The organism is Streptomyces anulatus (assembly GCF_014650675.1).
GTDB lineage: Bacteria > Actinomycetota > Actinomycetes > Streptomycetales > Streptomycetaceae > Streptomyces > Streptomyces anulatus.
Window position 1 is genome coordinate 234,974 of record NZ_BMVK01000005.1, and the last position, 19,537, is coordinate 254,510.

A 19,537-nucleotide genomic window follows, 5' to 3' on the forward strand; every position below is an offset into this window, starting at 1 on the left:
GGCGGGCACCGGGCACCGATCGTGCCGTCCGCTCCTCCAGCGACACCGGGTTCGGCTTCGGGGGCCGTCGCACCGTCATGGTGCGGCGGCCCCCGCTCCGTACCGCCCCCCGCCGGGGGATCAGTCCAGCGACACCGGGTTCGGCTCCGGGTGCGCGGCGCAGTCCGCACCCCGCCCCGGCACCTCACCGGTCAGCAGATACCGGCGCAGATGATCGTCGACGCAGGTGTTCCCGGCCCCGCCGATGCCATGCGTCCCGGCGTCCCGCTCGGTCACCAGCGACGACCCGGGCAGCCGCTTCCGCAGCTCCAGCGCCCCCTTGTACGGGGTCGCCGCGTCCCGCTCCGCCGCCAGGATCAGCACCGGCGGCAGCTCGCCCCACCGCGTCCCGACCTCCAGCGGCCGCTGCCGGGGCGCGGGCCAGAAGGCGCACGGCAGGTTCGCGAAGGCGTTGTCCCAGGTCTCGAACGGTGCGACGCGCGCCAGGTCCGTGTGGTCGCGGTCCCACACCTCGAAGTCCTCGGGCCAGGGCGCGTCGTTGCACTCGACGGCCGTGTACACCGCCTGCGCGTTCTCGTTGTCCTTGGCCGCCACCGCACGCGGGGAGGCCTGCGCGACCAGCGGCTCAGGGTTGCCCCGGACGTACTCGGAGAGGGCCGTCGCCCGCATCGCCCAGTAGTCGTCGTAGTAACCGGCCCCCAGGAACGCCGAGTGCAGCTGCCCCGGCCCGACCTTCCCGCCCGCGGGCTTCTCCGCAAGCTCGGCGCGCACCTCGTCGTAGTGCCGCTGCACCGATTCGGGTGTGTCCCCCAGGCGGTAGACGTCGTCGTGCTTCGCCACCCAGCGGCGGAAGTCCTCCCACCGCTTCTCGAAGGCCAGCGACTGGCCCATGTTCGAGCGGTACCAGATCTGCTCCGGGTCGGGGTCGACCACGGAGTCGAAGACCATGCGCCGTACGTGGGAGGGGAACAGCGTCGCGTACAGCGCGCCGAAGTACGTCCCGTAGGACGCCCCCATGAACGTCAGACGCGGCTCGCCGAGAGCGGCCCGCAGGACGTCCAGGTCACGGGCGTTGTTCAGCGACGTGTAGTGCCGCAGCGTCTCGCCCGCGTGCGTCGCGCAGCCCTCCGCGTACGCCTTCGCACGGGCGACGCGCCGCTCCTTGTACTCCTGCGTCGGGTGGGTCGGCGCGTCGGTCGGGCCCTTCGTGTACGCCGTCGGGTCCTGGCAGGTCAGCGGCGCGGAGGAGCCGTTCACCCCCCGCGGGGCGTAGCCGACCAGGTCGTACGCCTCGGCGATCTCCTTCCACTCCGGCAGCTCCCCGGCCATCGGGAAGGTGATGCTGGACGCGCCGGGGCCGCCCGGGTTGTAGACGAACGCGCCCTGCCGGGCGTCGGCCGGGCCGGTGGCCCCGGTGCGGCTGACGGTCAGTTCGAGCTGTTTCCCGTCCGGTTCGGCGTAGTCGAGGGGCACCTTCACCGTGCCGCACTTCAGGGAGTCCGGGAGCATCTCCTTCTCCGGGCAGGAGACGAAATCGATCCCGGCGGCCGTGGCGCGGGCGGCGGCGATCGCGGTGCCCCGGGCCTCGGCGGTGCCCCGGCCCTCCCAGGCTCCCGCGGGAGCGGCGGCCAGGGCGGACAGGACCAGGGAGCCGATCGATGTGTACAGCGCAGCAGTTCTCACGCGCGGTGGCCTCTCTGCGGATGCGGAGAGGAAGAGTCGGGCGGCCGGACGGATATGTCGAGCACCGCCCCGGAGGGTCGCCGGAATCCACACTGATGGACGCTCAAGAACCGTACCTGCGAACCTGATTCAGGTCGCGGGAGACCGATTCAGGAGCCCCCGCCCCCACAGCTGGATCCGCCGCCCCCGCCCCCACAGCTGGAGCCGCTGGAGCTGCCGCAACTGGAGCCGCCTCCGCAGCTCGACCCGCTGCCGCTGCCGCTGCCGCCGCCGCACCCGGAGCCCGAGGAGCACCCGGAGCCGCCTCCGCAACTCGATCCGGAGCCACCCCCGCTGGACCCCCCGCAACTGGATCCGCCGGGGCCGGAGGCGGCGCACCAGACGGTCGTCGCGCCGACGGCGGTGACCCCCGTCGCCGTGGACCCGGCGACGCGCGCGGAGGACCGTCGGCGCGGAGCGCTCAGCCGTGCCGCGGCCATCAACTGGGCCTGGAACACCGGGTCCGGCAGCGCGCGCAGGCCCAGGGTGGCGACGAGATGGGCGGGGGTCACCACGTAGGCGTAAACGGTCCGGAACGACTGGGCGGCGTGGCGTCCCGACGCCGTGAGGCGGCCTGCGGAGGAGCTGGCGACGATCATCCCGGTGAACGAGCCGATCACGATCGCGGGCAGCATCTTCACGATGAACGGGACCGAGAAGTCCAGGGAGTCGTCCGTGGCGAACTGGACGAACGTCAGCAGCAGGCTCAGCGGCAGGGCGATCATGCACGCGATCCCCTGGGTCAGGCCCCACTGCCGCAGCGGGCGGAGCCGGTGGGGCGGCACCAGCAGCCCGCGCGCCGCGAGCCCGTCGCCGACCTCCTGGACGGCCGGGTGCCGCATCACCGCTTCCCGCAGGACGTGCAGGGCGCCGTTCGGGGCGGCGGCCAGCTCCTGGAACACCGCGCGTTCCACCGGGTCGTTCGCCTGTGCCCGCAGTACGGCGACGATGCCGGGCCCGCCGACGGCCAGCCGGCCGTCCGCGTGCAGGGCGGTCAGGGCGGTGTCCACGACCCTGGCCGGACCGCCGTTCAGGAACGCGACCTCGTACAGGTCGTGAAGGGCGACGCCTGGGCCCGGAGAGGGGCGGCGGGACCGCTCGGCCACCGCCTTGACGATGAGCAGGACCGATGAGACGACGACCGCGAGGGTCGCCAGCAGTGCGAGCACGTTCACGGCGTTCACTTCCTCACGAGGGCGGCACGGGCGGCCCGGACCAGGCGGGTGGTACGACGCGGCGGCCGGGCGCCCGACCGGTCCTGCCACCAGTACGTCAGCCGGCGCTGCGCCACCGGATCGGCGGGACCGCCCGCGATGAGCACGTGCTCCGCGAAGCCGAGGGCGTCGCGCCGGTACCCGCCGGACATCGGGCGGTTCCCGGCGTACGCGAGGAACGCGGCGCGGTAGCCGTCGCCGAGGATCTCCGGCAGTTCGGGGGCGACCTTGGCGACGACGTCGGCACGCTTGGCGGCCAGCGCCCGGCTCTGCACCCGCAGCCGCCGGTGGTCGAAGCCCTCGGGGGCAGGCGTTCCGGCGACCAGGGCGGAGAGCAGGGCGGTCTGTGCTACGGCGGTACGGTCGCGGGTTCCGGCCGGTACGGGGGTGGGGGCGGCCGTACGGGTCCCGGCGCCGGTGCCTGCGCTGTCGTCGGACGCGGGAGCCGGGCCCGGACGCGGGCCTGCCGGGGGTGCTGCCTTCCGCAGCGTCGCCCGGATCGCGTCCAGTTCGCCCGCCAGCTCCGCGGCCGGCGGGAAGGCGTCGTCGCGCTCCAGCAGCACGCCCGGCGGGTCGACCCGGGAGCGCAGCTCGGCCAGCACCTCCAGCACCGGAGCGGTCACCGGGTGGGCGTGCGTGTCGTGCCAGACGCCGTTCCTCTCGACGCCGCCCGCCACATGGACGTACGCGATGGCCTCCACCGGCAGCTCGTCCAGCGCCTTCGCCGGGTCCTGGCCGAGGTTGACGTGATTGGTGTGCAGGTTGGCGACGTCGATCAGCAGCCGTACCCCGGTCCGCTCGACCAGCTCCGCCAGGAACTGCCCCTCGGTCAGCTCCTCGTCCGGCCAGGTGATCAGCGCCGCGATGTTCTCCAGGGCGAGTGGCACCGGCAGCGAGTCCTGCGCGATCCGCACGTTCTCGCACAGCACGTCCAGCGCGTCCCAGGTGCGCGGAACCGGCAGCAGATGCCCCGCCTCCAGCCTCGGCGACGCGGTCAGCGGCCCCCCGGCCCGTACGAACGCGATGTGCTCGGTCACCAGGGGCGTCCCCAGCAGCTCGGCGCGCGCCGCGAGGGAGGCGAGGCGCACGGGGTCCGGGCGGTCGGCGCCGCCGAGGCCGAGCGCCACCCCGTGCGGCACGACGGTCACCCCGCGCTCCCGGAGCCGCACCAGCGAGTCCGGGAGGTGGTCGGCGCAGAGGTTCTCCGCGACCGCCTCCACCCAGTCGATTCCGCTCAGCGACTCCACCTCGGCCGCGATCTCCGGCCGCCAGCCGATACCGATACCCAGTTCCATGACGCCCCCGTCCCCCCTGCTCACCTCGTTCTGTCCAGGGGTCATGGCCCCGTCACGCGGCGATGAACCCGACCAGGGGACGTTCAGAGCTGGATTTGAGGTTCCCGTACCGCCGGTCCCGTTACGGCATCGGCATCATCGTGGGCGGCACCGGGCGTGAGGTGAAGGACTGGTCACCGGTCGGCGTCACCGGCAGCGGGACCTGCGGCGCCTGCCCGTCCTGGGGCATCGACGGGCCCGAGGGGCTGGCCGTCGACCCGCTCGCCGCCTCGCGCGCCAGGGCGTCGAAGTCGACGAAGCCGGTGGCCTCCAGCATGGTGATGTGGTCCAGCACGGTCTGGTTGGCGTCGCTCGCGAGCTGCCGGATCAGCGTGTTCCGGGTGGTGTGGCGGACCTGGCCGATCAGGCCGAAGACCTTGCCGTGGGCGGCCCGCAGGATGTTGGCGAACTTCCGCTCGTACGCGTCCCCGCTCGCCGCCGTCAGCTCCCGCAGCCACCCCTGCTGCTGGGCGGTCGGCTGGTTGGGCAGCTCCACCCCGAGCTTCGCCGCCACGTCCCGGGCCCGCCGGTCCAGGTCCGTGTGCCCGACGACCAGGTGGTCCCCGGCGGCCTTCGTGGCCTCGCTGGGGGCCCGTTCGATCGCCTGCTGCCCGGCGGGCAGCTCCCACAGTCCGGCGAGCCGCACCTTGACCAGGAAGTCCCGGTCCGTCGCGGAGAGCGGGCCCCACTGGGTGGCGACGCTGGAGGCGTTGAGATGCGCCTCGCCGGTGCCCGAACGGTCCGCGTAGGACCAGACGGGGAACGCGAGCGCGCCGAGCGTGGCGACCAGCGCCGCGATGATGAGGGCCGTTCCGTTGATGCGTCGCAACAAGGTGTCTCCCGGGCCGAGGCGTGACAGCGTCGATCGAACAGGCGTCAATCAACCGCCAATCGACCGGCTGTGCAGGCTACTTGGCGGTAATGCCGATGCGGCAGTACCGGGAGATACGTAGACGGACGCAGAAATGCTCAGCGGCGCGGGCGATTCCGCTTCCGCTCAGCAACGCCGTCCGCTCGGCAACGCCTTCCGCTCAGCGGCGCAGCGCCGGGTGGTCGGCGACCACCGTGCAGGACCCCGGGGCGATCTCGGTGAACCCCGCGTCCCGCACCACCGGCAGCCCGCTCACCGTCAGCTCCCGCCAGCGCTCCGCGCCGGGGGTGGCGACGGAGAGCGGGAACCCGGCCTCGCGCCAGGCCTTGCGCTCGGTGTCGGACAGCTCCCACCAGGCGAGCTGCGCCCCGTGCCCCGCCTGCGCCATCGTCTTGCCCGCCGACATGTCCAGATCCGGGTTGAGCCACAGCACCGGGCTGGCCGGGTCGGGCGCGGCGGGCGGCTCGGGGTCCTCCAGATCGGTGCCCGAAACCTGGAGCTTGGCCAGCTCCTTGGGCCAGCCGTCCAGCGGGATCGGCGGGAACACCCGTACCTCCGCGCCGTCCTCGCCGGTCACCGTGATGCCGTCCAGCGCCGCGGCCTTGCGCCACTCCGCGCCGCGCGCCCGGCGCACGACCTTACGGATCCGGGCGTCCTGCCAGTCCCGCATCGCCCCGGCCCACTCGCCGTCCCCGAGGGACCGCTCGTCGGAGAGGATCGTCAGCACCGCACGGGCGGCGGTCCGCAGTGCGTCGGTGCGGGCGGGCGGGTCCGTCTTCTCCAGGTGGAGCACCAGCGGCAGCACGAACTGCTGCGCCTGGTCGCGGTCGGTCGGACCGTCGTGGAACGGGCTCTCGGGGACGGGGGCGGGGCTGTCATTGCTGGTCACCGTCCCAGTCTGCCAGGCCGAAGCCGTCACCTGCTTGGCGGAACGACCGGGTCCGGGTGAGGATGCTCCGCATGAAGAGCGATCTCTTTTCCAGCGACCACATGGCCCAGCCGGCCACCGCCCCCGGCATGACCCTGCAGAACACCAAATCGATCAAGTACGCCGTCAACGGCGAGATGCACGCCCGGCAGGGCTCGATGATCGCTTTCCGGGGCAACCTCCAGTTCGAACGCAAGGGCCAGGGCATCGGCGGCATGCTCAAGCGTGCGGTCACCGGCGAGGGCCTGGCTCTCATGGCCGTCCGGGGCCAGGGCGAGGCGTGGTTCGCGCACGAGGCGGCCAACTGCTTCATCGTCGAGCTGGATCAGGGCGACTCCATCACCATCAACGGCCGCAACGTCCTCTGTTTCGACCCCACGCTCTCCTACGAGATCAAGACGGTGAAGGGCGCCGGGATGGTCGGCGGCGGCCTCTTCAACAGCGTCTTCACGGGCTACGGCAAGCTCGGCCTGATGTGCGAGGGCACCCCGATCGTGATCCCCGTGACGGCCGCCCAGCCGGTGTACGTGGACACGGACGCGGTCGTCGGCTGGAGCCAGCAGCTCACGACCAGCCTGAACCGCTCGCAGAGCGTCGGCTCGATGGTGCGCGGCGGATCCGGCGAGGCCGTCCAGCTGATGCTCCAGGGCGAGGGGTTCGTCATCGTGCGGCCCAGCGAGGCCAGGCCCGAGAAGACCTCCAACTGACCCTGAACCTACGGGGCGTGGGCCACCGGTACGGCCTCCGCGGCGCCTGGGTGCTGCGCGGGGTCGACCTCACGCTGCCCGCGCGGACCCTCGTCCGGGTCGAAGGGGGCAACGGCGCCGGGAAGTCGACCCTGCTGCGGCTGCTCGCCGGGATCGACGCCCCCGCCGAGGGGCGGATCACCGGCCGCCGGGCCCGTACGGCGTACGTCCCCGAGCGCTTCCCGGCGGCGCTGCCCCTGACCGCCACCGGCTACCTCGTCCACCTCGGCCGGATCCACGGACTGCGGAGCGCCGAGGCGAAGCGGCGGGCGGGGGAGTGGCTGACCCGGTTCGGGGCGGCGGACCACGCCCGTACACCGCTCGCCGAACTCTCCAAGGGCACCAGTCAGAAGGTCGCCGTCGCCCAGGCGCTGCTCGCCGAACCGGAACTGCTGGTCCTGGACGAGGCCTGGACCGGCCTCGACACCGCCGCCCGCGCCGAACTCGACCGGGCGGTGGCGGAACGCGTCGCGGCGGGCGCCACCGTGGTCTTCGTCGACCACGACCCGCGACGCCTCGCCGGGGCGGCGGACCTCACCCTGCGGACCGGGGGCGGCGGGGTGCACAGGGTGACGGCTCCGGCGTCGACGGGACCCGCCTCCGGCCCCCACGTCCTGATCGAGGCCGTGGGCCCGCCGGGCGCACCGCTGCCCGAGGACCTGCCGGGCGACCCGGCCCGGGACCGGCGGACCGGCGAGGTCCCCGGCCTCGTACGTCTCACCGTCCCCGCCCCGTACTCCGACGCCGTCCTGGCGGCCCTGCTCACGGCCCGTCCGCCCTGGCACATCCGGCAGGTCGCCCCGGCGGAAGCACCGTTCAGGCCGGCCGGGAATGTGGTGCCCGCGCAGGCTCCCGTACAGGCCAGGACCCCCGAGGCCCCCGAGGTGTCCGAAGCGCCATGACCGCCCTCCTCCGCTACCAGGCCGCCCTGCTCGCCCGTTCCCAGCGCTGGCTGGCGCCCCTCCTGCTGTACGCGGCCGTCCTCGCCGTCGGCGTGCGGAGCGGGCAGCCCTTGCTGGGCTCGCTCGGCGTGGCGGCCGCCGCCGTGCTGCCCGTCACCGCGTGGGCCGTACACCTCTGCGTCGCCCAGGAGCCGCCCGCCGCCCGGACGGTCGCCTCGGCCGCCGCGGGGCCCCGGCGGGTCCACCTGGCCGCGCTGCTGACCGCCACGGGCTGTGCGGCGGCGCTCGCCGTGGTGACCGGCGCCGTCGTCCTGTTCATCAGCAGCCCGGTCACCGACGACGGCGCCCGCGCCGTCTCCCGGCCGTCCGCCGCGCTCGCCGGCCTGCTCGCCGTCCTGTGCTGTGTGCTGCTGGGCGCGGCCGTGGGGGCGCTCAGCACCCGCCCGGTGCCGCTCGACCGGGGCTGGTCCGTCGCGGCGGCCGTGCTCGGCTCGCTCCTCGCGCTCGTGACCACCGGATCCCCGGCGCGCCTCGCGGTGACCGCCCTGGTCACGGGATCGCGGACCGGGGCGGTCCAGCCGTCCGTCCTGCCCCTGCTCGGGGCGGCGGCCCTCGCCGCGGCGGCGGCGTTCTTCGTCTGCCGGATTGCCGCCCGGCGCGGGTGAGTAGGCTCGTGGGCGTGGAGACGGACACGGAGACAAACACGGACACGGGTACGGACGACACGTACTGCGAGACCCCGGGGCCGATCGCACCGGACCCGTCGGGCGGGGCTGCCGAAGGCCCTCCGTACGCCGAGTGCGTGCTGTGCCGCGAGCCGACCGAATTCCCGGAGTCGACGAAGGGCGCGACGCTCTGCCCGGTCTGCGCCTGGCAGGAGGCGGGCCGCACGGCCTGCTCCGGCTAGGAAGAGGCCCAGGGGGTCGGACGGCGCTACTTTCGCAGCACGCCCCGGGGCCGGTCCTCCATCAACTCCGACACCTTCACGAAGCGATAGCCGCGCTCGCGCAGTTCCGGCACGATCCGGCGTACGGCCGCCTCGGTGGCCGGGGCGGCGCTGCGGGTGCAGTGCATCACCACGAGGGAGCCCGGCCGCACCCCGTCCAGCACCTGCTCGGCCACCGCGTCCGCGTCCGTGGCGAAGGCGTCGCCGCTGACCACGTCCCACTGCACGGCCGTCACGTTCGCCGGGGCCAGCGCGCGCAGCGCAGTGTCGTCGTAACAGCCGCCGGGGAAGCGGAAGTACGGCACCACGTTCCGCGCCCCCGCCTTCCGGAACGCCGAGAAGGCACGTTCCACCTCGCGGGCCATCGCGGCCCTGCCGACCACCGGCAGGCCGTAGCAGGGGGAGCTGAAGGCGTAGTGGCTGTAGGAGTGGTTGGCGATCTCGAACATCGGGTCCGTGCCGATGGCCTTGGCCTGCGCCGGATACTCCTCGGCCCAGCGCCCGGTCATGAAAACGGTGGAAGGCACCTTCAGCCGGCGCAGCAGCGCGACCAGCTCCGGGTTGTCGAAACGCTCGCCGGAGGCCGCCCGAGGGCCCTGATCGGCCGTCATGTCGGCGTCGAACGTCAGCGCCACGACCTTCTCCACCGGCCGGCCGGCCGCGCCCCCTCCCGTCGGTCTCCGCTCGAAGACCGGGGTGCGGCCCGCGGGGCCGGGGGCCATCGTGGGCGGCTTCTCCGGAGCGGCGGGGGTGGAGGCCCCGGGAGTGGAGGCCCCGGGGGTGGGAGCGGGTGCGGGGGACACGCCCCCGCACCCGGCCAGGGCGGCGCCGGCCAGCACCCCCAGGACCGTCAGCGTCGTCATCTTCCGCGCAGTAGTGATCACCCACGGAAAATATCCGACAAATTGGTCATATCATCTGACGGCGCTCCGGCGTCCCGGCGTCCCGGTGGAGAGAGCTACCTCAGCACCACGGCCCCGTCACCGCGAACGTCGTCCCCGGCGTGTAGCAGTTCACGTACATTGTCGAACCGTCCGGGGAGAAGGCCACCCCCGCGAACTCGCCCCACTCCGGCTCCTCGGGCGTGCCGATGTTCTGCCGCCCGCGCGCCATGGTGTACACCTCGCCGCGCCGGGTGACCCCGAGCACGTGCTGCGCGCCGCCGCCGTCCTCACAGACCATCAGGCCGCCGTCGGCCGCCAGGCAGATGTTGTCGGGGGACTCGCCGGGCAGATGGATGTCGGTGTCCGGGCCGAAGATCACGACCAGGGTGAGCCGCCGCTTCTTCGGCTCGTAGCGCCAGACCTGGCCGTAGTGGTCGGCCGCCGAGCCCTCGTCGCTGCGGGCGAAGCTGGAGACGAAGTAGACGGACGAGCCGCCCCAGTAGCAGCCCTCCAGCTTCTGCGCGTGCGTGACGCCCTTCGGGCCGAAGTCCTGGAAGCGGATCGGGGTCTCCGCGGCCAGCGGATCCGGTACGGGGACCCACTCGATCCGGTCGAAGCTCGTACCGGTCTCCCGGACGGCGGAGAGGTCGGGCACGCCCGGCACCCGCATCGCCTCCAGCGCCCCGCCCGCCCGGAGCGAGCCGGTGCCGCCGAGCGGCTTCTCGGGAAGGAAGCGGTAGAAGAGCCCGAACGGCTTGTCGAACGCGTCCTCCGTCTCGTAGACGATCCCGGACTTCGGGTCGACGGCGATGGCCTCGTGCTGGAAGCGGCCCATCGCGGTCAGCGGGACGGCCCCGGTGCGGCGCGGATCGGCGCCGTCCACCTCGAAGATGAAGCCGTGGTCCTTGGTGTACCCGTTGGTCCCGGCCTTGTCCTCGTTCTCCTCGCAGGTCAGCCAGGTGCGCCAAGGCGTGGGCCCGCCCGCGCAGTTCACCGCCGTGCCGGCGATGGCGACGCGCTCGCCGAGCACCTTGTTGCGGCCGTCCAGCTCCAGGGACGTACAGCCGCCCTTGGCCATCGGGTCGTAGGTCAGTCCCTCGACGGTCGGTACACCGATCCTGGCGGTGTGCCGGTTCTCGTGGTTGCGGACGAGGTGGACCCGGCCGTTGCGGCCGGGCAGGGCGGCCATCCCGTCGTGGTTGCCCGGTACCGGCCCCTCGCCGGAGCGCAGGGGGTCGCCCTCCCGGGACAGCACCCGGTAGCGGAACCCCTTCGGCAGGTCGAGCAGGCCGTCGGGGTCGGGGACGAGGGGGCCGTAGCCGTCGTGGCCGCGTGCGGCGGCCGTGCCCGCGAAGAGTTCGGAGAAGGCTCCCGTGAAGGCGATCGCGGCGGCTGCGCCGCTGCCTGCCAGGACCTGGCGTCGGGTCGCGGTGGTGCGGGGTGCGGATGACATGAGGTGACTCCCTGTTGGCGGACAGGTGAAGTGACCCGCACGTGTGTAGCACGCACAGAGGCGCGGGGGAACCATGCGCGCCCCCGCGCCCCGTGTTGCCGCTGTGGCGGCCCCGATGGGAGCAGCCGTGCCCGGAAGGTCAGGCGAGCGAGGCCGTCAGGGTGATCGTCGTGCCCGTGAGCGCCTGGCTGACCGGGCAGTTCGCCTTGGCGTCCTCGGCGGCCTTCAGGAAGGCGTCCTCGTCGAGACCGGGCACCTCGCCCACGACGGTGAGGTGGATGCCGGTGATGCCCGTACCGGGCTGGAAGGTCACCTCGGCCTTGGTCTCCAGCCGAGTCGACGGGGTACCGGCCCCGGCGAGGCCGTGGGAGAGCGCCATCGAGAAGCAGCTGGAGTGGGCGGCGGCGATGAGCTCCTCGGGGCTCGTCTTCCCGTTCGCCTGCTCCGAGCGGGCCGGCCAGGAGACCGGGTAGTCGCCGATGCCGGAGGAGTCGAAGGTGACGACCCCCTTGCCCTCGATCAGGTTGCCTTCCCAGTTCGTGTGCGCCTGACGCGTGGTAGCCATGCTGGATCCCTTCGAACGGTGTGCGTGGTGGTACGGCATAAGTCGGGGCACCTCACGAAGTGCCGTGCCCCGTCGCGTTACGCCCCCGAACCTACTGCGCCACCAGCCCCTTCGCGTCACGCGCCAGCGCCGTCAGCCGGGAGATCGCCCGGAAGTACTTCTTCCGGTACCCGCCGTTCAACATCTCGTCGCTGAACAGTTGGTCGAAGGGCAGACCCGAGGCGAGCACCGGAACCTCCCGGTCGTACAGCCGGTCGGCCAGCACCACCAGGCGCAGCGCGGTCGACTGGTCGGGCACCGCCGTCACCCCGGTCAGGCAGACCGCGCCGATGTCGTCGGTGAGCGCGCCGTACCGGCTCGGGTGGACCCGGGCCAGGTGGTCCAGCAGCCCGGGGAAGTCGTCGAGGGACGCGCCCGGAGTGGCGTACGCGGCCCGGGTGACCTGCTCGTCGTCGTACGGCGGCGGGGCCTCGGGCAGACCGCGGTGCCGGTAGTCCTCGCCGTCGATGCGCAGCGGGCGGAAGTGCGCGGACAGGCCCTGGATCTCGCGCAGGAAGTCGGCGGCGGCGAACCGGCCCTCGCCCAGCTTGCCCGGCAGCGTGTTCGAGGTCGCGGCGAGCGCCACCCCGGCCTCCACGAGCCGGCTGAGCAGCGAGGACACCAGCACGGTGTCGCCCGGGTCGTCGAGCTCGAACTCGTCGATGCACAGCAGCCGGTGTCCGCTGAGGGTCCGCACGGTCTGCTGGAAGCCCAGGGCGCCGACCAGGTTCGTCAGCTCCACGAACGTGCCGAACGCCTTCAGCGACGGCTCGGCGGGCGTGGCGTGCCAGAGGGAGGCCAGCAGGTGGGTCTTGCCGACGCCGTAGCCGCCGTCGAGATACACGCCGCGCGGCCCGGTCGGAGCGGCCGGCTTCTTGCTGAACCACCTGCGTCGCCCGGCGCCCGTCGCGTGCGACCCGCCGAGCCCGGCGGCGAAGCCCGCCAGGACCGTGACCGCCTCGCTCTGGCTGGGCTGGTTCGGGTCGGGGACGTACGTGTCGAAGCGCACCGAGTCGAAGCGCGGCGGAGGCACCATCTCGGCGACCAGACGGTCTGCGGGAACGTGCGGCTCGCGGGCGCACAGGGACAGCGGGGCTGTTTCGGCAAGGGGGCTCTGCCCCGGAAACGCGGTGGATGACGACACAACTCTCCACCCTAAGGCCCGTGCCAGACTGCAACCCATGCGAAGCCTGTTCCCTGTGACGGACCTGACAAGAACCGCCCCCGACCCGTCCGGGCCGCCCATCGACCGCGAGTGGAGCCTCGACGAGCTGGCGGACGCCTACGCCTACCCCCCGGCCCTCCGGGCCGACGGGGCCGGGACCCCCTGGCTGCGCGCCAACATGGTCTCCACCCTCGACGGGGCCGCCCAGCACGACGGCCGCTCGCAGGGCATCTCCTGCGCGGCCGACATGCGGATCTTCGGCACCCTGAGGGGCCTGGCCGACGTGGTGATCGCCGGGGCCGAGACCGTACGCCTGGAGGGGTACCGTCCGGCCCGCGCCCGGGAGGCGTTCGCCGCGCGGCGGGCCGCCGCCGGACAGGGCCCCGCTCCCGCCGTCGCGGTGGTGACCGGCTCGATGGACCTGGACTTCTCGCTGCCGCTGTTCACCGAGCCGCTGGTTCCCACACTCGTGGTCACCGGTGCCGGGGCCCCCTCCGACCGGATCGCGGCGGCCCGGAAGGCGGGCGCCGAGGTGGTGATCGCGGGCGAGGGCGGCCGGGTGGACCCGGCCCGTGTCGTGCGCGAGCTGGCCGACCGGGGGCTGACCCGGCAGCTCACCGAGGGCGGGCCCCGGCTGCTCGGCCAGTTCGTGGCGGCCGGCGTGCTGGACGAGCTGTGCCTGACGGTGTCCCCGATGCTGACCGCCGGGGACGCCCAGCGGATCGCGGGGGGTCCCGGGGTCGCCGTGCCGGAACGTTTTTTCCTGGCATCACTGCTGGAAGAGGCCGGGTTCCTCTTCACTCGGTACCGTCGGACCGACAGATAGCGGAATTTACCGTTCCGCTTAGCTCCGGCTGGGCACACTTACCCCTGCAGTCCCCGTGGAAGCACGGGGAAGGATGGTTTCAGCAAACGACCGTCGACGGTCGAGCCGGTCGTCGACGAGACGAAGAAGCGGAAGGGCGCCTGTCGTGTTCACAAGCGTTTTGATGATCGAGAAGCCGCTCACTCCCGAGGACGTGGACTTCGTCACCACCCTCCACGGCGAGGAGCGGATCTCGTTCGTCGTTCTGTTGCAGCCGCGCGGTGACCAGGCCGATGTCCTGCTGCGCGCGATCGACGACGTGGCGATGGGGGAATTGAAGGAAGCGGTCCGGGAGGGGGAGGAGCCGGAGGGCAACGAGGCCCGCGAACCCGCCGAGATCGGCCTGGAGTACTCCCTACGGGCCTTGCGCGAGGCGGGCTCCGAAGCGGTCGGACAGGTGATCGAGGACCACCCCCTCGACAAGCTCAAGTCCGTGGTCGAGGACGCGGGAGCCGACGAGGTCATCGTCCTGACCGCCCCGCACTACGTGGAGGAGTTCTTCCACCGCGACTGGGCCTCCCGCGCCCGGCACAAGGTCGGCGTCCCGGTGCTCAAGCTCTTCGCGCACAGCGAATAGGCTGGGCGCGCGGTCCGGGGTGGCACCGGTCCGCGGCCCACGCACTCGAAACCGCAGGAGCACAAATGGCACCCGGCATTCCCGCCGCCATGGAACGACCCCACTTCATCGGCATCGGCGGCGCCGGAATGTCGGGCATCGCGAAGATCCTCGCCCAGCGCGGAGCGAAGGTGGCGGGCAGCGACGCGAAGGAGTCCGCCACCGCCGAGTCCCTGCGGGCGCTGGGGGCGACCGTGCACATCGGGCACGCGGCGGGCCACCTGGCCGACGACGCGTCCTGCGTGGTCGTCTCCAGCGCCATCCGCGCCGACAACCCGGAGCTGCTCCGGGCGAACGAGCTGTCGATCCCCGTGGTGCACCGCTCGGACGCGCTGGCCTCCCTGATGAACGGCCTGCGCGCCATCGCGGTCGCCGGCACCCACGGCAAGACGACCACGACGTCGATGCTGGCCGTCGCCCTCTCCTCGCTGAGCCTGTCGCCCTCGTACGCCATCGGCGGCGACCTGGAGGGCCCCGGCACCAACGCCACGCACGGTGAGGGGGACATCTTCGTCGCGGAGGCGGACGAGAGCGACCGCAGCTTCCAGAAGTACGACCCCGAGGTCGCGATCGTCCTCAACGTCGAGCTGGACCACCACGCGAACTACGCCTCGATGGACGAGATCTACGACTCCTTCGAGACGTTCGTCGGCAAGGTCGTCCCCGGCGGCACCCTGGTCATCTCCGCCGACCAGGCCGGCGCGGTCGAGCTGACCCGCCGGGTCCGCGACCTCTCCGACCTCAAGGTCGTCACCTACGGCTCCGCCGAGAACGCCGACGTACGCGTCCACAAGGTCACCCCGCGCGGACTGACCAGCGAGGTCACGGTCCTCCTCAACGGCAAGTTCCTGACCTTCACCGTCTCGGTCCCCGGCAGCCACTACGCCCACAACGCGGTCGCCGCCCTCGCCGCCGGGGTCGCCCTCGGCATCCCGGCGCACAACCTGGCCTCCGCACTCGGCAGCTACACCGGGGTCAAGCGCCGCCTCCAGCTCAAGGGCGAGGCGGCGGGCGTGCAGGTCATCGACTCGTACGCGCACCACCCCACCGAGATGACCGCCGACCTGGAGGCCATGCGCGGCGCGGCCGCCGACGCCCGCATCCTGGTCGTCTTCCAGCCGCACCTGTTCTCCCGTACGCAGGAGCTGGGCACCGAGATGGGCCAGGCCCTCGCCCTGGCCGACGCCTCCGTGGTCCTGGACATCTACCCGGCCCGCGAGGACCCGATCCCGGGCATCACCAGCGCCCTGATCATCGACGCGGCGAAGGAGGCCGGAGCCGAGGTCACCGCCGTCCACGACCAGGCCGACGTCCCCGCCGCCGTCGCGGGAATGGCGAAGCCCGGCGATCTCGTTCTCACCATGGGAGCGGGCGATGTCACCGACCTCGGCCCGCGCATCCTGGACCACCTGTCGAACTGAGGAGCGGGACGTGTCGTACGACGTCGAGAAGCCGGACGAGCAGTGGCGGGAAGAGCTGACCCCCGCCGAGTACGCGGTGCTGCGCCAGGCCGGCACCGAGCCCGCATTCGTGGGTGAGTACACCGACACCAAGACGGCGGGCGTCTACTCCTGCCGGGCCTGCGGGGCGGAGCTGTTCCGCTCCGACACCAAGTTCGAGTCGCACTGCGGCTGGCCGTCGTTCTACGACCCGAAGGACACCGACGCGGTCGAGCTGGTCGAGGACCGCGCCCACGGGATGGTCCGCACCGAGGTGCGCTGCGCCCGCTGCGGCTCGCACCTGGGCCATGTCTTCGAGGGCGAGGGCTACCCGACCCCCACGGACCAGCGCTACTGCATCAACTCGATCTCGCTGACCCTGGCGCCGGACGAGAGCTGAGCCGCACGGCTCGCGTGTGCCCCCGCCCCCTCCCCGCGTGTGCCGGGTGGAGGCGGGGGCACAGTGCTGTCATCAGGCCAGGGGATACCCGATGGCGGCGGCGGCGTCGCCGAGCCGCTCAGGCGTCACCGCCGGGTTGAGGGCCTCGACCACCTCGGGTGTGAGGGGCCGCAGCTCGTAGACGTCCTGCACGGCATCGAGGTCGACCCGGGCGTCGAAGTAGTACGCGGCCCAGTCGGCGTAGGTCTTCGGCGTCCCGTCGATCAGCATCCCGAACAGCCAGTCCGCCCCGTCGTCGCCGAGGTCCGGGTCCACGTCGCCCGTGCGCCAGGCCGTGTCGCCGGTCTCCCGCCACAGGCAGGCGGTCACCAGGGAGATGTCGTCGAGGCGGAACGACGGTTCCTCCACACAGGACCGGAACACCTCGGGAACGGAGTCCAGGACCCCGGGGAACGGCACCTCGTCGTCGCTCGCGTACGGGTTCAGCGGGGAGGTGTGGTCGAAGCCGATCACGTACGCGCCCGCGGCGGAGAAGACGATGGAGTAGGTGTCCCCGCCCCCGTTGTCCATGGAGGCCAGCTCGCGGCCCGGGGACCAGTGCGCGTCGAAACTGTGGCGGCGCAGATGCGGCTTGTCCGGCTGCATGATCGCGTCCAGCATCGCCATCGAGCGACAGCGGTCGCGAAGGGTGGGTATGCCCGGCAGTGTGCGGGCGACGTCCTGAGCGGTCATGGGGCCGATTCCACCACAGGGGTGCGGCCCCGACGATCACTCCTCGTCGTCGTCGCTCCCGCCCGCTTCCGACCGCAGCAGCGGGTGGATCACGCCGGGGAAGACCCGGGCCCGCACGACCTCCTCGGCCGACCCGCCCTGGACGACGGTCTCGGCGACGCCCCAGGGCCGCCCGGCCAGGTGGATGGTCAGGGTGTACGAGGAGGAGCAGCCGGTGCACTCGTAGCGGTCGGCCCAGGTCTCGACCTCGGTGGTGGAGCCCGGGTAGCGCTTCACGTGCCGGTGGCGGGCGTGGCAGTGATCGCAGGTCTCGCCCGGCTCGCAGGTCCCGCCGCACGGGCACGGCACGTCGAAACTGTCGGCGGGCTTCCAGCGCTGCACGAGGACGGCCTCGCGGGTCGCGCCCATGTCCTTCATGGCCTTGAGGTTGCGGGCGGCGACGTTGTACGACTCGCCGGTGGCGGCCATCCGGTCACGGATGACGTCCTTGCGTCCACGGTTGGTCGTCATGCTTGCTCCTCCTGGGTTCACGCAGCCCGCCAGGAGGCCCATGAGTCAATCAGTCAGTACCTCTTTACGTTACCCGCCCGGCACCGGCGCCCGGACCGGGAGGAAGGCCCGAGGTTGATGTTCGCGCACCCGGGCGGCGACGACGCGATCACCGAGGTGTACTCCGTACCCGACGATGCCCGGTACCTGGAACCGGATCTCGTCCGGGATCAGCGGGCGCTCGCGACCGTGATAGTCCCCGACGAGAACCCGGCGCGCGAACCGGTGGTCCGTTTCGATCCCCGAGGATGGCATCCGCATCCTCAGCCGGACGCCTCGCTGAAATCGCGCATCCGAACTCGCCTGTTCCGTAAGGTCGTTAGCCTGTGCGACGACCCTGCGGTCCGTCCCTCCGGACCACTGAGCGCCCCATTCACCATCCCAGCGAACGAAGGCACTCCATTGCTCCTGAGACGAAGATCGATCTCCAAGATCGCCTTGGGCGTCGCCGCGCTGCTCGCCCCCGCGCTCCTCGGCACCACGGCCACCGCCACGGCTGCGCCCGCGGCCGGTCCCGATTCGCCGGTGGCCGCGCCGTCCACCTCCTCACCGACCTGGCGGGGGTGCGGTGGTGACCTCCCTGCCACCGTCGAGTGCGCGACCATCGAGGTGCCCCTGGACCACCGCTGGCCGGGCGGCAGAAAGATCGATGTGTCGCTGTCGCGGATCAAGGCCGCCGGCCCGGCCGAGCGCCGCGGTGTCCTGCTCTTCAACCCGGGCGGCCCCAGCGGTTCCGGGCTCTTCTACCCCCTGGCGCTCAGCGGTCTTCTGCCGCAGTCCGTGAAGGACCGGTACGACCTGATCGGTTTTGATCCGCGCGGGGTCGGCGCCAGCAGTCCGCTCGCCTGCGGCACGACCACCGCCGACGAACGGCTGACATACCGGCCCTTCAAGGACGCGACGTTCGCCAAGGACGTCGCCTGGGCGCGCGACATCGCGGACCGGTGCCGCGACCGCAACAAGGAAACGCTCCGGCACATCACCACCCGCAACACGGCACGAGACATGGACGTCATCCGCGCGGCCCTCGGGGAGCGCAGAATCTCCTACTTCGGACTGTCGTACGGGACCTATCTCGGTTCCGTGTACACCCAGTTGTTCCCCCAGCGGGTCGACCGGTTCGTCCTGGACAGCGCGGTCGACCCGAAGCGGGTCTGGCGGAGCATGGCGCAGTCCTGGGCGGAACAGGCCGAGCCCGCGTTCGACCGGTGGACGGACTGGACCGCTCGTCATGCGGCACGGTACGGACTCGGTGACACGCCCGCCGAGGTCGAGAGGCTGTTCTGGGACATCGTCGCGCGCGCCGACCGGGAGCCGCTCGACCTCGGCGGCACCATGTTCGACGGTGCCGAGGTCCGCGAGTACATACGCTGGGAGATCACCCACCCCTCCGTCGCCGCCAGGACCCTGGGACTGCTCCGGGACGCCGTCGCGGGCAAGCCCGTCCCGACCTTCCCGACCTTCGTGCCGACCGACAACGAGCTGGCGAGCTACCTCGCGATCATGTGCGGTGACACCCGCTGGCCCACCTCCCCGGCCGTCTACCGGGCCGACTCCCGGCGCGACAGCGTCCGCTACCCCCTGTACGGCGACTCCGTCTCGAACATCTTCCCGTGCGCCTACTGGGACCGCCCGGTCGAAGCGGCCACCAAGATCGACAACAAGGTCCCCGCACTCATCGTCCAGAACGCATGGGACTCGCAGACCCCCCTGGCCGCCGCACTCGGCCTGCACCGTGCGCTGAAGGGCTCCCGGCTCGTCACCGTGGACGAGGGGCAGGACCACGGCGTGTACTCGCTCGGCATCAGCGCCTGCGCCGACGAGGTCACCACGCGGTATCTGATCACCGGAAGGCTTCCGGCCCGGGACGTCACCTGCGCGGCCGACCCGCTCCCCGCGGCCGAATCCCGTTCCGCCGCGCCGGGCCCCGCCACGGCACCGGCCCGCCTCCCCTTCTCCGGCCGCTGAGCCCTGGCAGAGGCATCCTCCGGAAGAGGCAGCCGAAGATCTTGTTGCAGGGCTGTCCGGCCTCGGGCCGGACAGCCCTGTCCTCGTCAGTGGACAGCCCCGTCCTGGTCGGTGGACCACCCGCGATCTCATGGTCCGGTGCCACCACCGGACCGGTGAACCGCGTTGCTGCCGGGATTTCAGCTGGGCTGCGCGGTGA

General features: G+C 72.4%; 20 protein-coding genes. 9 read left to right on the plus strand and 11 right to left on the minus strand.

Annotated features, from left to right (window positions below; translation table 11 throughout):
- Positions 1 to 120: 120 nt before the first annotated feature.
- The 5 genes from IE272_RS15175 to IE272_RS15195 all read right to left on the minus strand — a co-directional run bounded on the left by IE272_RS15175 (position 121) and on the right by IE272_RS15195 (position 6,030).
- Positions 121 to 1,683, minus strand: a complete 1,563-nt coding sequence (locus IE272_RS15175; protein ID WP_190007070.1) for an alpha/beta hydrolase — start codon at positions 1,681 to 1,683, stop codon at positions 121 to 123.
- Between the two features lie 149 nt (positions 1,684 to 1,832).
- On the minus strand, positions 1,833 to 2,897 hold the full coding sequence (locus IE272_RS15180) for a TIGR04222 domain-containing membrane protein (RefSeq protein ID WP_190007071.1): 1,065 nt from the start codon (positions 2,895 to 2,897) through the stop codon (positions 1,833 to 1,835).
- Positions 2,898 to 2,902: 5 nt separating this feature from the next.
- The gene (locus IE272_RS15185; RefSeq protein ID WP_057666480.1) at positions 2,903 to 4,231 is read right to left on the minus strand and encodes an MbnB/TglH/ChrH family RiPP precursor modification enzyme; all 1,329 of its coding nucleotides are present in this window, start codon (positions 4,229 to 4,231) and stop codon (positions 2,903 to 2,905) included.
- 121 nt (positions 4,232 to 4,352) lie between these two features.
- The gene (locus IE272_RS15190) at positions 4,353 to 5,099 is read right to left on the minus strand and encodes a DUF4142 domain-containing protein (protein ID WP_179890675.1); all 747 of its coding nucleotides are present in this window, start codon (positions 5,097 to 5,099) and stop codon (positions 4,353 to 4,355) included.
- 202 nt (positions 5,100 to 5,301) lie between these two features.
- On the minus strand, positions 5,302 to 6,030 hold the full coding sequence (locus IE272_RS15195; protein ID WP_190007072.1) for a peptidyl-tRNA hydrolase: 729 nt from the start codon (positions 6,028 to 6,030) through the stop codon (positions 5,302 to 5,304).
- Positions 6,031 to 6,101: 71 nt separating this feature from the next.
- Here IE272_RS15195 and IE272_RS15200 point away from each other — a divergent pair, with 71 nt between their 5' ends.
- From IE272_RS15200 to IE272_RS15215, 4 genes are read left to right on the plus strand one after another with little or no spacing between them, the layout of a single operon-like run.
- A complete protein-coding gene (locus IE272_RS15200) occupies positions 6,102 to 6,776 on the plus strand; it encodes an AIM24 family protein (RefSeq protein WP_050357167.1) in 675 nt (224 codons plus the stop codon).
- A 2-nt stretch (positions 6,777 to 6,778) separates the two neighbouring features.
- On the plus strand, positions 6,779 to 7,717 hold the full coding sequence (locus tag IE272_RS15205) for an ABC transporter ATP-binding protein (RefSeq protein WP_229897327.1): 939 nt from the start codon (positions 6,779 to 6,781) through the stop codon (positions 7,715 to 7,717).
- Entirely contained in the window at positions 7,714 to 8,382 is a 669-nt protein-coding gene (locus IE272_RS15210; protein ID WP_190007073.1) for an ABC transporter, read from the plus strand. The genes IE272_RS15205 and IE272_RS15210 overlap by 4 nt, the downstream gene beginning before the upstream one ends.
- Before the next feature lie 8 nt (positions 8,383 to 8,390).
- On the plus strand, positions 8,391 to 8,624 hold the full coding sequence (locus IE272_RS15215; protein ID WP_190007074.1) for a hypothetical protein: 234 nt from the start codon (positions 8,391 to 8,393) through the stop codon (positions 8,622 to 8,624).
- 26 nt (positions 8,625 to 8,650) lie between these two features.
- Here IE272_RS15215 and IE272_RS15220 read toward each other — a convergent pair whose 3' ends face one another.
- The 4 genes from IE272_RS15220 to zapE form a co-directional block, all read right to left on the minus strand.
- Entirely contained in the window at positions 8,651 to 9,526 is an 876-nt protein-coding gene (locus IE272_RS15220) for a polysaccharide deacetylase family protein (RefSeq protein WP_190007075.1), read from the minus strand.
- Positions 9,527 to 9,626: 100 nt separating this feature from the next.
- Positions 9,627 to 11,000: an alkaline phosphatase PhoX gene (locus IE272_RS15225; RefSeq protein WP_190007076.1), complete on the minus strand. Its 1,374-nt coding sequence runs from the start codon at positions 10,998 to 11,000 to the stop codon at positions 9,627 to 9,629.
- A gap of 139 nt (positions 11,001 to 11,139) precedes the next feature.
- Positions 11,140 to 11,565, minus strand: a complete 426-nt coding sequence (locus IE272_RS15230) for an OsmC family protein (RefSeq protein ID WP_018956892.1) — start codon at positions 11,563 to 11,565, stop codon at positions 11,140 to 11,142.
- A 91-nt stretch (positions 11,566 to 11,656) separates the two neighbouring features.
- Positions 11,657 to 12,748 (minus strand): cell division protein ZapE, encoded by a 1,092-nt coding sequence (zapE, locus tag IE272_RS15235; protein WP_050357172.1) that lies wholly within the window; start codon positions 12,746 to 12,748, stop codon positions 11,657 to 11,659.
- 37 nt (positions 12,749 to 12,785) lie between these two features.
- Here zapE and IE272_RS15240 point away from each other — a divergent pair, with 37 nt between their 5' ends.
- The 4 genes from IE272_RS15240 to msrB all read left to right on the plus strand — a co-directional run bounded on the left by IE272_RS15240 (position 12,786) and on the right by msrB (position 16,089).
- A complete protein-coding gene (locus tag IE272_RS15240; protein ID WP_050357173.1) occupies positions 12,786 to 13,595 on the plus strand; it encodes a pyrimidine reductase family protein in 810 nt (269 codons plus the stop codon).
- 163 nt (positions 13,596 to 13,758) lie between these two features.
- Entirely contained in the window at positions 13,759 to 14,211 is a 453-nt protein-coding gene (locus IE272_RS15245; RefSeq protein WP_176739551.1) for an indole-3-glycerol phosphate synthase, read from the plus strand.
- Positions 14,212 to 14,276: 65 nt separating this feature from the next.
- Positions 14,277 to 15,671, plus strand: a complete 1,395-nt coding sequence (murC, locus tag IE272_RS15250) for a UDP-N-acetylmuramate--L-alanine ligase (protein ID WP_190007077.1) — start codon at positions 14,277 to 14,279, stop codon at positions 15,669 to 15,671.
- Between the two features lie 10 nt (positions 15,672 to 15,681).
- Complete coding sequence (gene msrB / locus IE272_RS15255) at positions 15,682 to 16,089, plus strand: peptide-methionine (R)-S-oxide reductase MsrB (RefSeq protein ID WP_007452191.1); 408 nt, start codon at positions 15,682 to 15,684, stop codon at positions 16,087 to 16,089.
- A 72-nt stretch (positions 16,090 to 16,161) separates the two neighbouring features.
- Here msrB and IE272_RS15260 read toward each other — a convergent pair whose 3' ends face one another.
- Positions 16,162 to 16,821: a hypothetical protein gene (locus IE272_RS15260; protein WP_190007078.1), complete on the minus strand. Its 660-nt coding sequence runs from the start codon at positions 16,819 to 16,821 to the stop codon at positions 16,162 to 16,164.
- A gap of 36 nt (positions 16,822 to 16,857) precedes the next feature.
- Positions 16,858 to 17,331, minus strand: coding sequence for a hypothetical protein (locus IE272_RS15265; protein WP_056698366.1), 474 nt, complete (start codon positions 17,329 to 17,331; stop codon positions 16,858 to 16,860).
- A gap of 441 nt (positions 17,332 to 17,772) precedes the next feature.
- On the opposite strand from IE272_RS15265, the gene IE272_RS15270 reads away from it, so the two are divergent.
- A complete protein-coding gene (locus IE272_RS15270) occupies positions 17,773 to 19,338 on the plus strand; it encodes an alpha/beta hydrolase (protein WP_190007079.1) in 1,566 nt (521 codons plus the stop codon).
- The last annotated feature ends 199 nt before the right edge of the window (positions 19,339 to 19,537 follow it).